This window comes from Methylobacterium frigidaeris, from assembly GCF_022179185.1.
GTDB classification, from domain to species: Bacteria; Pseudomonadota; Alphaproteobacteria; order Rhizobiales; family Beijerinckiaceae; genus Methylobacterium; species Methylobacterium frigidaeris.
Genome location: NZ_BPQJ01000017.1, coordinates 18,448 through 30,634 on the forward strand (window position 1 = coordinate 18,448; position 12,187 = coordinate 30,634).

General features: G+C 71.3%; 10 protein-coding genes. 3 read left to right on the plus strand and 7 right to left on the minus strand.

What is annotated here, in order from left to right; translation table 11 throughout:
- Window positions 1-162 precede the first annotated feature (162 nt).
- Both MFF64_RS18210 and MFF64_RS18215 read left to right on the plus strand, forming a co-directional pair.
- Window positions 163-1,089: a class I SAM-dependent methyltransferase gene (locus MFF64_RS18210; protein ID WP_238191828.1), complete on the plus strand. Its 927-nt coding sequence runs from the start codon at window positions 163-165 to the stop codon at window positions 1,087-1,089.
- A 72-nt stretch (window positions 1,090-1,161) separates the two neighbouring features.
- Window positions 1,162-2,301, plus strand: coding sequence for a glycosyltransferase family 61 protein (locus tag MFF64_RS18215; protein WP_238191830.1), 1,140 nt, complete (start codon window positions 1,162-1,164; stop codon window positions 2,299-2,301).
- Between the two features lie 75 nt (window positions 2,302-2,376).
- On the opposite strand, the gene MFF64_RS18220 is transcribed toward MFF64_RS18215, so the two are convergent.
- From MFF64_RS18220 to MFF64_RS18250, 7 genes are all read right to left on the minus strand, one after another.
- Window positions 2,377-4,035, minus strand: a complete 1,659-nt coding sequence (locus tag MFF64_RS18220) for a lipase family protein (RefSeq protein WP_238191832.1) — start codon at window positions 4,033-4,035, stop codon at window positions 2,377-2,379.
- Between the two features lie 79 nt (window positions 4,036-4,114).
- Window positions 4,115-5,014: an alpha/beta hydrolase gene (locus MFF64_RS18225; protein WP_099900748.1), complete on the minus strand. Its 900-nt coding sequence runs from the start codon at window positions 5,012-5,014 to the stop codon at window positions 4,115-4,117.
- A 710-nt stretch (window positions 5,015-5,724) separates the two neighbouring features.
- Window positions 5,725-6,861, minus strand: a complete 1,137-nt coding sequence (locus MFF64_RS18230; protein WP_238191924.1) for a metallophosphoesterase — start codon at window positions 6,859-6,861, stop codon at window positions 5,725-5,727.
- A 55-nt stretch (window positions 6,862-6,916) separates the two neighbouring features.
- Entirely contained in the window at window positions 6,917-7,942 is a 1,026-nt protein-coding gene (locus MFF64_RS18235) for an LLM class flavin-dependent oxidoreductase (RefSeq protein ID WP_099907560.1), read from the minus strand.
- Between the two features lie 80 nt (window positions 7,943-8,022).
- On the minus strand, window positions 8,023-9,051 hold the full coding sequence (gene trpS / locus MFF64_RS18240; protein WP_099907562.1) for a tryptophan--tRNA ligase: 1,029 nt from the start codon (window positions 9,049-9,051) through the stop codon (window positions 8,023-8,025).
- Window positions 9,052-9,248: 197 nt separating this feature from the next.
- Window positions 9,249-10,226: an amidoligase family protein gene (locus MFF64_RS18245; protein WP_238191835.1), complete on the minus strand. Its 978-nt coding sequence runs from the start codon at window positions 10,224-10,226 to the stop codon at window positions 9,249-9,251.
- Window positions 10,227-10,237: 11 nt separating this feature from the next.
- Entirely contained in the window at window positions 10,238-11,521 is a 1,284-nt protein-coding gene (locus MFF64_RS18250; RefSeq protein ID WP_099907564.1) for an adenylate/guanylate cyclase domain-containing protein, read from the minus strand.
- A 243-nt stretch (window positions 11,522-11,764) separates the two neighbouring features.
- Between MFF64_RS18250 and MFF64_RS18255 the strand changes: the two genes are divergently transcribed.
- Complete coding sequence (locus MFF64_RS18255) at window positions 11,765-12,184, plus strand: ribbon-helix-helix domain-containing protein (protein WP_099907574.1); 420 nt, start codon at window positions 11,765-11,767, stop codon at window positions 12,182-12,184.
- Window positions 12,185-12,187 lie beyond the last annotated feature (3 nt).

Below are 12,187 nucleotides of genomic sequence, written 5' to 3' on the forward strand. Positions count from 1 at the left end.
CTCCCCGGGCTTGCGGACTTCGCGCTTGCCTCGTCGAACCTGCCTCGTCCGACGCAAGAGCCTGATTTCCGAGCCGCAGTTCGTGTTGTAAGCCGAGCGCCATCGCGCGGATCCACGCGATCCGGCCGGCGGGTCTGCCCGCGTCGCGCTGCATGGGAAGTGATGTCGTACGCCTCTCTCACGCGTCCGGGCGACGTCTTCTGCGCGCCCATGCGGATCGAAAGCCTGGACGGCTGCTTCTTCACCCACACGGTCGATCTTCCCGTCTACGGGACGATGCCCGGTCAGTGGGACATGCGTGGCGGCGTCGAGGATTGTCTCGGCTTCGTCGCCATGCGCGGCAAGCGTGTGCTTCATGTCGGCTGTGACAGCGGCTTCCTCGGCTTCGAGATGGAGAAGCAGGGGGCGGAGGTGATCTGTCTCGACGGATCGGCCGGCGGTTCCTGGGACATCGTGCCCTTCCCGCAGCGCGACGGTGCCTCGGCGCGCCAGCGGCTCGACCAGCATCTCGACGCGATCGGCCGGGCATACTGGTTCAGCCATCGCACCCTCGCGTCGCGGGTCCGGCTGGTGCGCGGGACGGCTTATGCCATTCCGGATCTCATCGGCCCCACCGACATCGTGGTGCTGAACCATGCGCTCCCCCGCCTGCGGGATCCGTTCCGAGGCCTCCATGCCGCGGCGCGCTTCGCCCGCGAGACGATGATCGTCACCGACGCGACGGCATCGCGCCGCCACTGGCTGCGCGATCTCGCCCGGCCCTCGCGTCTGCCGGCCTTCTTCGTGCCGCGGGCGCACCGGCCGGAGGGATGGGGTACGTGGTGGCGCCTCTCTCCCGAGACCGTGCAGGAAATCCTCCTTCGTGCCGCGGGCGCACCGGCCGGAGGGATGGGGTACGTGGTGGCGCCTCTCTCCCGAGACCGTGCAGGAAATCCTCGCGATCCTCGGCTTCGCGGAATCCGCCGTGCACGCCCACCGCCAGACCCATCTCGGCGCCCCGCGCCCCTGCTACACGATCGTCGCGCGCCGGACGGGTCCGACCAACGACGACTTGGACACGTGACCTGCACGCGTGACCTGCACGCGTGACTTGGACGTCCGACCTCGAAGCGCAACAACGACATTCGCACGGCCGGCGAGCGGCATGGAGAGCGGACGGGCATGCGGCGATCGCTGAAACGGACCTTCGGCATCTCGGGCGAGGTGCGGATCACGCAGGAGCCACCGCGCCTGCGCGTGGTGGAGAACGCCCATTACCTGCCCTTCGTCCATGATGGAGCCTGGGGCGTGTTCGATGCCGAGCGCCGGATCGTCGAGGAGAGCGTGGACTTTCTCGGGCCGGAGCGGCAGCTCCAGCACCAGGTGACCGACTGGCCACCGGACTTGTCCGGCCCGATCGAGGAAGCGCCCGAGGAGCACTACCTCTATCTCGGCCAGCTCAATCCGCATTACGGGCATTTCATCGTCAACACGCTGGCCCGGTTCTGGCCGATGCTCGACGAAGGCGGCGATCGACCGAAGCTCCTGTGCCACGGCTATTTCGGCGGGCACGAGCTTCTGGCCGGCCGCCCCTTCGTGACCGACATCCTCGATCGCCTCGGACTGCGTCTCGCGGATCTCACGGTCTTCGACCGTCCGGTTCGGATCCGGCGCCTCACCGTCGCGGCACCGGCGCTCCGGGAGATGGCCTCCGCTCATCCCGTCATGGCCGCCCTCGGGGATGCGGTCGGGCGCGCCTCGCTCGACGGCGTCCCGGTCGATGCGGAGGCCCGGCCGGTCTACCTGTCGAAGGCGCGGCTCGCCGACTACGTCCAGCGCGTCGAGAACGAAGACGAGATGGCCGATTCACTGAGCCGGGCCGGTGTCGATGTCGTCTATCCGGAAACGCTGACCTTCGACGAGCAGGTCCGGCTGCTGGCCCGGCGCCGGACGATCATCGCGGGCCTGGGATCGGCCCTTCATACCGCCCTGTTCGCTCCGCCGAGGCGGTCGATGATCGTCCTCAGCTCCGATCCGCAGGTCAACGCGACCTACCTGCTCATCGACGCCCTCAAAGGCAACCGGTCGCGCTACTATCATCCGCAGGGTCTGACCTACACCCAAGGCAGCCATCGGCGGCTCACCTTCTTCGAACACCCGAAGCGCATCGCCGAGGAGCTGATATTCCGCATCGAGCATCCCGAGGCGTCGGACGCGTGGGACGATCTCGATGCGAGCGCGACCTGGCATATGTCGCCGTCGATACCGCACCTGCCGTCGCAGCTGCGCCGCAGGCGGCTGTTCGGGATGCGCTCCCGGTGAGCGAACGACGGCGCCGGACCGGGACATCGCCGGATGCCTTCGGTCCACGGCCGGACACCGGGTCCGGGGATCGCCTCAGCTGAACGCCCCATCCGCCGGTGCCGCGCGGCCCTCGTAGATCCCGTAGGACAGGTAATGGAGCAGGGGATCGATGCCCGCCCGCGCCACGTCGGGGTTCTGCGCCAGGTAGAGCTCGGTGTCGAAGCCCTTCGAGGGATCGCGGCCCTCCCGCCAGCCGTCCTTGGCGTAATGCGCCAGGGGGTCGATCCCCGCTTCCCTCACGTCGGCATAGGCCGTCAGATACCCTTCCGTGTCGAAGAGCGCGTTGCCGTCGCGCCCCTCGCGCCACCCGTAGGTGTCGTAATGGGCCTTCGCGTAGGCGAGGGAATCGCTCGTCTTCAGGGCAGCCGCGGCGACGTCGGGATTGGCGAGCAGGTAGTAGTCCGCGTCGAAGCCGCGGCCGGCGGCGAGGTCCGCGGCCTCGCCGATCGCCGACTCGGTCGCCCGGCCCTCGTAGCGGCCGTAATCGAGGTAATGCGCCAGCGGGTCGATGCCGGCCGCCCGCACGTCGGGATTGCGCTCGAGGTAGAGCCTCGTGTCGAAATTCGCGCCCGGGTCGCGGCCCGCCAGCCACCCCTCGGCGTGGTACTGGGCGAGCGGATCGGTCCCGGCGGCGGCGACACTCGGGTTGGCGGCGCGGTAGCCGAGGGTGGAGAAGTACGGGTTCGGATCGCGGCCCTCCCGCCAGCCGTCCTTGGCGTAATGCGCCTCGGGATCGACCCCCGCCGCCCGCACGTCGGCATAGCGGATATTGTAGAACGCGTCGCTGACCAGCCCGCTGCGGTCGGCGAGATCGCCGTACAATCGCAAGTATTCCGTGCCGTCGATGATCCGGCCGGCATCGACCTGGACCGGCGCCCCGGTATTGAGGGAGGGCGAGAACTGGCTGCCGTAGAAGGTCAGCGGATGGAAGGTGGCGGCGAGGGCGCCCACCTCCGCGAAGCCGAGGGCCGGATCGAAGGAGCCGGAGGTGACGTCGAACTTCTCGGTCGCCGTGATCAGCAGCCGGCGCTCCACCGGTCCGAGGACGCCGTCGGTGATGTCGAGGTAGGTCGGTTCGCCGACGCGGCGGATGTCCCTGTCGAACAGGAACGCACCCTCGTAGTTCCTGGGCGTCGCGCTGTAATTGCCCACCGGATCGCCGTAGGTGACGTAGTTGGTCAGGTTGCTCCCCGGGAAGACGATATAGTCCTGGTTGAGGCCGGGTGCCGCGAAGGTCGTGCCTCCGAGGCCGAGCTGGGTCGCGACGTAGGCCGCCTCCGCGGCGCCGAGCGAGTGGCCGGTGACGACGACGCGGCTCTCGGGAATGCCCTTCTGCCGGGCGGCCTCGACCACCGTCTCGGCGAAACCGACCGCCTGCTGGAGCGCCTCCGGCCGGTAGCCGAAGAAGAGCGCGAGATCCGCCTCGATCTGGGCCGCCAGGAAGTCCGGGCGCTGGAGGAGGCCGCTCGCATCGGTGCCTTCGAAGCCGATGATGACGGTGGGGTCGTCGCCCCCGGTGACGAAGGCAGCGGCATGGAACCCGGTCTCGTCGTCCAGGCCGCTGTCGAATCGCCCGGGCGCGTAGTCGAAGGGCTGGAGGCCGGTCGGGATGGGCGGCTGGTCGTTGTTGTCGGCGTTGCCGTACATCCAGCTCGACACGTCGAAGTAGTTGTTCACCGTCGGTGCGGTCATGGCAGGGACTCCGGTCGATGCTGATGCGCGGGCGGACTCGGGCGAGCTTTCGGTGCGGGCAAGCTTTCGGCGTGGGCGATCATGGCGGCCCCGCGCCGTCGAGGTGGGACCGGATGAACGATCCCGCCTCGCTCAAGGACGCGCGGCCTTCCTCCAGCTCCGGGTGGAAGAGGTGCCAGGCATGGATCATGTGCGGCCACACCCGCAGCGTCACCGGCACGTCCGCCACCCCGGCCGCCGCCGCCAGCCGGAGGGCGTCATCGAGCAGGACCTCGGCGGATCCGACCTGGATCAGCATCGGCGGCAGGCCGGCGAGATCGCCGTCGAGCGGAGAGACGAGGGCTGAGCGCGGATCGGCTCCGGCGAGATAGGCGGCGACGAGCTCCGCCAGGTAGGCGCGGCTGAGGAGCGGGTCGAGGGCGGCCTTGCTGGCCAGGGTGCCGCCAGCAAGCGTGAGATCGACCCAGGGCGAGGAGAGCCAGAGGCAGCGCGGCGGCGGCAGACCGGCCTCGCGCAGCGACAGCACCGTCGCGATGGCGAGGCCGCCGCCCGCGCTCTCCCCGGCGAGCGCGATGCGCTCCGGCGCGAACCCCTGGTCGAGGAGGAAGCGGTACCCGGCGAGCGCGTCCTCGAGCGCCGCCGGGAAGGGGTGCTCGGGCGCGAGCCGATAGGCGAGGGCGAGCGTCCGCGCGCCGGCCTCCCGCCCGGCCCGGGCCACCACGTGGCGGTGGCTGGCGAGCGAGCCGGCCATGTAGCCGCCCCCGTGCAGGAAGAGCAGCACCCGCGCCGGATCCGCGGCGGCCGTGCCCGTCCATTCGGCGGGCACGGCCCGCGCGACCACGCGCTCCACCGTCACGTCGGGCGGCAGGGCGTACTCCGCGCCGAGGCCGTCGAGGCGCTCGCGCCGGGCCGCGAGGTCGGCGGGCCGCGGCCGCGCGGCGAGGCGGGCGCGGATGCGGCCGAGTTCGGCGATCGACATCGGGGCTCCTCGGGGGCTCCTCGGGGGCTTCTCGCGCGGGGTTGGAGATGCCGTCAGCGGGCCGGCCGGCTCCGGGCATCGCGGTCCCGGACGCGCCCTCGCCGCGCGGGAGCCGATGCCCGGTCCGTGCGACGGCGCGGGGCGCATGACGCGCTCACGGCCGACAGGCGGTGCGGTCGCCCGCATCGCACGCGGATGTCGTGGAGAAGACCGGCCCTCACCCGCCGTGCCGAACACGTATCGGGCGCGCGGGTGTTGCTGCGGATCATCGCGGCCCCCATCATGGTCTCGTGACTGCTGCGACCAGCAATCCTGCAGTCACGTCGGCACTTCGGCCGACAGTAATATTTCCAGAAAATGCCCAAGACACAAGTTGCAAAATTGCATCAGCACTATTTGTTATTCATATCGTCTTTTATTATATTTTTAGAGACGGCCATCTCATGCAGACGAGGGGAGCTGACCGACCCATAGACGCAAAAGGATGAGTTTTTCCTCCACCCATCGGTGGATCTCGTCCACCCTTGTGGTGAAGTCGGTCGCGCTTCGCGCCGGCCGAGGCGCCGGCGTTCATCGATGCGGGACGGGAGGATCCCGGGGGCGGGTCCGGTCCGGACTCCGCGACTGACGGAGATGCTGTCCGAGGCGCGTGTCCGGGATTCCCTCTCCGCTCGGGCACGCGACGCCGAGCGGGTTCCGGATGCCGGCGGTCAGCCCGGCTCGTCGGCGCGGGGCGCGGCGTGCAAGGTGAAGCGCGTCATCTCGGCGGGCCGGCCGAGCCGGAGCGCGAAGCCCGGCCAGATCCCGGTGCCGTTTCCGACATAGAGGATCATGCCGCCGACGTCGTAGCGGCCCGAGACGAAGCCGTTGTTGCCCCGCGCCACCAGCCGGTCGAGACCGAGGATCATGCCGCCATGGGTATGGCCGGAGAGCTGGAGCGCGACGCCCCGCGCCGCCGCCCGTTTCGCGCCCCGAGGCTGGTGGTCGAGGAGCACGACCGGCGCGCCGGGCGGGGCGCCCGCGAGTGCCGCGGCGAGGTCGGGACCGGCCTCGCCGGATGCCGGGGCCGAGGCGTCGGTGACGCCGGCGAGCACCAGGCGGCCTTCGCCCCGGGCGAGCACGGTGTGGGCGTTCGGCAGCATTTTCAGGCCAAGGCCGGCGAGGTGACGCATCCAGGCCGGGTAATCGAAGAAGTACTCGTGGTTGCCGGGAATCGCCCAGACCCCGTCCGGTGCCCGCAGGTCGCGCAAGGGCGCGACGTCGTCCCGGCGCATGGCGACCGAGCCGTCGATGAAGTCGCCGGTCACCACGATCAGGTCGGCGCCGGCCGCGTTGGCGCGCTCCACCACGGCGCGGGCCCAGGGCGCCGGGAAGAGGCGGCTCAGATGCAGGTCGGTGAGCTGGAGGAGCCGGTAGCCCTCGAAGGCGGGCGGCAGGCCGGGGATGGCCACCGCGACGTCCCGGACCGGCGGCACCCGTACGGCATTGGCGACGCCGATGGCCGCGAGCACAGCCGCGAGCCCGGCCGCCCCGAACCGCACCCCATCCGGGATGGTCACCATGCTCCGGTGCAGCAGGGCCGCCGTCAGGGCGCCGAGGTCGACGAGAATCTGCAGCACGGCGAGGAGCAGGATCGCCCCGAACGCCCAGTTGAGCAGCAGCACGACCCCGCGCGGGAATTCGGGGGCGAAGACCGAGCCGGAGGAGAGCCGGTTCCAGAAGTGGAACTGCGAGGCGAGGAGGAGCAGCATGGCGAGTGCGCCCTTGCCCCAGAGCGGCAGCCCGAGGGGCACGAGCCAGCGGGCGATCACCAAGAGGCACGGCGCCGCGAAGATGAGGTGGAAGATGGCAGGTCTCCTGTCGTCGGCCGTCCGGACGCGGGCGCGGCCGGAGGCCGGACGGCTACCCCAGCATCTCCCGCACCAGCGGCGCCACCCGCGTACCGTAGAGCTCGATCGAGCGCATCAGCCGGTCGTGCGGCAGCGGGCCGGCGCTGTACTTGAGCTGGAATCGGCCGAGGCCAAGGGTCTTCACCGTCGCGGCGATCTTCCGCGCCACCGTCTCCGGGCTCCCGATATAGAGCGAACCGTGATCGGCCTCGCGGTCGAATTCCTGGCGCGTCATCGGCGGCCAGCCGCGCTCGGCGCCGATGCGGTCGCGCATGCGCTTGTAATCGGCGAAGAATTCCTCACGGGCACCGGCGTCGGTCTCGCCGACATAGCCCGGGGAGTGGACGCCGATCGGCCGCACGGTCCGGCCGAGCTGGGCGCAGGCCCGGTGGTAGAGATCGACGTAGGGGCGGAAGCGCTGCGGCTCCCCGCCGATGATGGCGAGCATCAGGGGCAGGTCGTAATGGACCGCCCGCACCACCGAGTTCGGGCTGCCGCCGACCCCGATCCAGGTGGTGGGCGGCGACTCCGGGGTCGGGAAGACGGACTGAGCTTCCAGCGGCGCCCGGGTGGTGCCCTGCCAGGTCACCGGCCCGCCGGCCAGCAGGGCGGCGAACAGCTCCAGCTTCTCCTCGAACAGGGTCTCGTACTGGTCGAGGGCGTAGCCGAAGAGCGGGAAGGACTCGGTGAACGAGCCGCGGCCGAGGATCACTTCGGCGCGGCCGTTCGAGACCGCCTGCAAGGTCGAGAAGCGCTGATAGACCCGGACCGGGTCGTCGGAGCTGAGCACCGTCACGGCCGAGCCGAGACGGATGCGCTCCGTACGCCCGGCGATCGCCGCCAGCACCATCTCGGGCGAGGAGACGGAGAAGTCCTCGCGGTGGTGCTCGCCGATGCCGAAGAAGTCGAGCCCGACCTGCTCGGCCAGGATGCCTTCCGCGACCACGTCGCGGATGACCTGGCCGTGGGGCAGGAGCTCGCCGTTCCGGGCGGTGACATCCCCGAACGTGTCGAGGCCGAAGTGCAGGGCGTGTGTCATGCGAGCCAAGATGGACGCGCAGAGTCGCGTTTGAAATGCGCGCGGATGCAAGGACCGGCTTGCAGCCGCGCATAGGAGGGTCAGAGCCGGAACAGCCCGAGGGCGTCATGCACCGCGTCGCGAGTGGCGGCGGTGACGGTCCTGGCCCGCGCCGTGCCGGTCCGCAGCACGTCCCTCACATGATCCGGGTCGCGGGCGATCGCCGCCCGCCGCTCGCGGATCGGCCCGAGGAGGTCGCGCAGCACGCCCGTGAGGCGGGCCTTGAGCACGGAATCGCCGAGGCCGCCGCGCCGGTAATGGGCTTTCAGCGCCGCGACCTCCTCCGGATCGGGGTCGAAGGCGTCGAGATAGGTGAAGACCACGTTGCCCTCGACCCGGCCCGGATCGCTGGCGCGCAGGTGGCCGGGATCGGTGTACATCCGCTGCACCGCCGCGGCGATCTCGGCATCGGAGGCCGAGAGCGGCAGCGCGTTGCCGCCCGACTTGCTCATCTTCGCCCGGCCGTCGACGCCGGGCAGCCGCCCGACCTCCGGGATCAACGCCCGCGCCTCGGGCAGGAGATCGCGCCCGAGCTTTCCTGCAACCTGACGGTTGAGGCGGCGGACGATCTCGTTGGTCTGCTCGATCAGGGGCGCCTGGTCCTCGCCCACCGGCACCAGGGTCGCCCGGAATGCCGTGATGTCGGCGGCCTGGGCCGCCGGGTAGCACAGGAAGCCCGCCGGGATGTCACGGCCGAAGCCGCGGGCCTGGATCTCGTCCTTGATCGTCGGGTTGCGCTCCAGCCGCGCCACCGTGACGAAATTCAGGTAGAGCAGGGTCAGCTCGGCGAGCGCCGGCAGGGCCGACTGGACGCAGATCGTGGTGATCGCGGGATCGAGGCCGACCGCGAGGTAGTCGGTGGCGACCTCGATCACGTTGCGGGCGATGCGGGCCGGGTCGTGGGCATTGTCGGTCAGCGCCTGCGCGTCGGCGAGGAGCAGGTACTGGCGGTGGCTGTGCTGCAACGCCACGCGGTTGCGCAGCGAGCCGGCGTAATGGCCGAGATGCAGGGGACCGGTGGTGCGGTCGCCGGTGAGGATGACGGGTGTCGACGGCGCTTCGATGGACATCGGGGCTCTCCGGAGGACAGCCGCCGCGCTGAAGGGTGCCGGGAAAACGAGAACGACCGTGCCCACCAGACGGCGGCATCGGTCGTGACAAGGATGACGACGGGCCGCTTCCTCAGAGGAAGCGCCACCAGACGGTCGCGTGGGGGGAGCGGCGTTCAATCATCACCGTCACGCTGTACGCTATGGTCACGATCCGCTCAAGCGGGACCGGGCCTCGCCGCCTGGGAGCGTTCCGCCTCCGCCAGTTCCTCCACCCCCACCCACAAATTCCAGGCCGGCGCCAGGCTCCAACCCGCCAGCCCGACATGGGCCTGGGGCATCCGGTAATGCAGCACCGGCCGCGGGCTCACCTTCTCGTCCGGCGGCAGGGCCGCCCGCACCCCGGCCTCGTCGCGATGGGCGAGGAGCGGCAGCAGGTCGAGGCCGCGGTGGCGGGTCGGGTTGGCGGCGAGGTAGTCGCGGGCGAGGGCGTCGAGGTCGGGCCGGTAGCCTGGGTCGAGCACCTGCGCGACGTAAGCCGCGGGGAAGGGCGGCGGCAGGCCGCGGGCGGCGAGGAACCCGCCCGCCGCCGTGGCTTTGCGCAACTCCGGCTCGCGCCGCAGATAGGCCCGGAGCAGGCCGGTGAGGGTGGCGGCGTCGAGGTCCGGCGGCTCGACGTTGAAGTGGAGCCCGAGGGAGCCGAGGAGCACCGCCCCACGCCCCCGCCCGCCGGCGCCGTGCAGCAGGGCGGCGAGGCGATCGACTTCGGGCAGGCGGTCGAAGGCGAGAGGGCCGGTGATCACCTCGCGCGGCACCACCGGACCGAGGAGGGCCGCCAGCGAGCGCCCGGCGGCGCGGACCGGCAGGCCGGGGCCTGCGCCTTGTCCCGCGCCTTGTCCTGCGCTTGGCACCGGCGCACGGCGCTGCGGATGGGCGGCGCGCAGGTCGAGCTCGACTCGGATGTCGCCCAGCGCCGTGCCCTCGAGCTGGAAGGCATGCGGGTCCTCCTCGGCCAAGCGCCCGCCGAGGCCGGCGGCCAGCGCCGCGGCGGCGATCCGGGCCGAGGGGCCCATGAACTCGATCTCGACGCCGACGCGGCGCGGCGTCCCGTCGGTCCGCAGGGTCCGGGGCGGCATGCGGAACTCGATCCTGCGAAACTCGACCATGCGACTCCCGGCCTTGGACAATTCGGTCATCTGAACGCCGCTCACGAGGCGGGAGCCGCTACGGGCAAGGGGACGGGATCCAGGCCGAACAGGTCCGGACAATCCTCCTCGCCCGGGCGGCGGGGCAGGCGGCGGGCCGGCGGCGCGGCGGGGCCGAGGAGCCGCATCACGCGCTTCGAGACCGCGATGGACAGGTTCTCGCGCTTGGCCCGGGCCTCGACCCGGGCGAGCGCGTTCATCGCCGGGCCGAGCACCGTGAACTCGGCCCGCAACCCATCGTCGAGCACCCCCACCAGCACCTCGCCCGCATGGAGCGAGGCGGTGAGGGCGAGGGGCGGCAGGTCCTGCCGCCGGCGGGCCTCGTTCATCCCGTGCATCCGCGACTCGATCTCCCGCACGCAGGCCAGGGCCGCCGCCGCCTGCTCGGCCGGCGCGCCGTCGACGAACTGGGCCAGCACCCCGTCGCCGACATATTTGTCGACGAGGCCGCCCCAGTCGGTGACCGCGGCGTGGGCCAGCGCCCGGACCGCCAGCAGCCAGTCCAGCACCCGGGCCTCGCCCCAAAGCCGGGTCAGGGCGGAGAAGCCCCGGATGTCGAGGGCGAGCAGGCAGGCGTGGCGGGGCTGGAGCGCCGTCGGCCCGTCGCGCCGCACCAGGTCGATCCCCGCCGGCACGAAGCGCGCCAGGCTCGCCCGCTCGTGCTCCAGGCGCAGCATCGTCGCCACGCCCCGGCGCAGGCGCAGCGAGCCTTCGATCACGAAGGCGCCCGCCACCAGGAAGGACAGGAGCCCGAAGACGTGCGGTCCCGCCGGCGGCAGGCCGAGACGGGGTTCGAGCAGGCCGAGGCCGAGCGCCCCGGACCACACCCCCGCGACCAAAGCGACGAACGCCGCGGTGTGGCGCGGCCTCAAGGTGAGGCCGGATTCGAGCAGCAGCAGGAAGGCCGGCAGCCGGCTCGCCAGCGTGCCAGGCTCGTCGGCGGCCTCGGCCGCCGCCATCATGTATTCGAGCACGATGTAGGCCGCGAGCGCCGCGTCGAGCAGCGTCGTGATCCAGGCCAGACGCTCGCTGTTGCGCCGCCGCGCCGTGACGGCGAGCCAGAGCGACGAGGCCGCGTAGCCGCTGAGGATGAACCAGTGGCTGCCGGCATGCAGCACGCCGTCGCTGAGATGGGCCGAGACCGCCAGTACCCCCAGCATCACCAGCCGCATCACCAGCACGCGCGTGGCCGTGCCCGCCGCGAGACCGGCGGCCAGGGTGTGCTCGTCCTCGGCGAGGCGAGGCGAGGCGCCCCGGTCCGGCGGGCTCGGATGTCGTCTGCTCATGCGGGGCCAATCATGGGGGGCGAAGCCTTACGCGCGGCAGGCCGATGCGTCGAGGCCAGATGGATGGCCCGCCGCCGGCGAGGGACCCCCGAAGGGTCCGGATCGAAAGACGCTGCCATGGCCCGAGGCTGAACGGGACGGATGCCCCATCGTTCCCGCAAGGCCTCTCGCGCGATGCCTCTTGCGGAGGTAGACGCTCCTTCCCATCTCCAGACCATCCGGTTGGATGGTCTGGAGATGGCGATGGCGGAGAACGTTCACGAGCTGCGGCCGAAGATGCCGGACAGCGAGAAGGTCACGGTCAATCTCGGCTTCGTCGATCTCGGCCGCATCGACCTGATGGTGCGGGACGGCTTCTACGCCAACCGGGCCGACTTCATCCGCACGGCGGTCCGCAACCAGCTCGACCGCCAGGACGAGGCCCTGCGCCAGTCGGTGGCGCGCCGGCAGCTCAGCCTCGGCCTGACGCACATCACGAGGGCGGAGCTGGAGGCGGCGCGGGATTCCGGGACGCCGCTCCGCATCCAGGTCCTCGGGCTGGCCAGCATCGCCGACGACGTGACGCCGGAGCTCGCCCGCGCGGCCATCGCGTCGATCCACGTGCTGGGCGCCTTCCACGCCAGCGCCGCCGTGAAGGCGGCGCTCGCCGACCGCATCGCCTGACGA

Coding starts and splice junctions, on each gene's coding strand:
- MFF64_RS18210 (WP_238191828.1), top strand. CDS start 163: ATGTCGTACGCCTCTCTCACGCGTCCGGGCGACGTCTTCTGCGCGCCC.
- MFF64_RS18215 (WP_238191830.1), top strand. CDS start 1,162: ATGCGGCGATCGCTGAAACGGACCTTCGGCATCTCGGGCGAGGTGCGG.
- MFF64_RS18220 (WP_238191832.1), bottom strand. CDS start 4,035: ATGACCGCACCGACGGTGAACAACTACTTCGACGTGTCGAGCTGGATG.
- MFF64_RS18225 (WP_099900748.1), bottom strand. CDS start 5,014: ATGTCGATCGCCGAACTCGGCCGCATCCGCGCCCGCCTCGCCGCGCGG.
- MFF64_RS18235 (WP_099907560.1), bottom strand. CDS start 7,942: ATGACACACGCCCTGCACTTCGGCCTCGACACGTTCGGGGATGTCACC.
- trpS (WP_099907562.1), bottom strand. CDS start 9,051: ATGTCCATCGAAGCGCCGTCGACACCCGTCATCCTCACCGGCGACCGC.
- MFF64_RS18245 (WP_238191835.1), bottom strand. CDS start 10,226: ATGACCGAATTGTCCAAGGCCGGGAGTCGCATGGTCGAGTTTCGCAGG.
- MFF64_RS18250 (WP_099907564.1), bottom strand. CDS start 11,521: ATGAGCAGACGACATCCGAGCCCGCCGGACCGGGGCGCCTCGCCTCGC.
- MFF64_RS18255 (WP_099907574.1), top strand. CDS start 11,765: ATGGCGGAGAACGTTCACGAGCTGCGGCCGAAGATGCCGGACAGCGAG.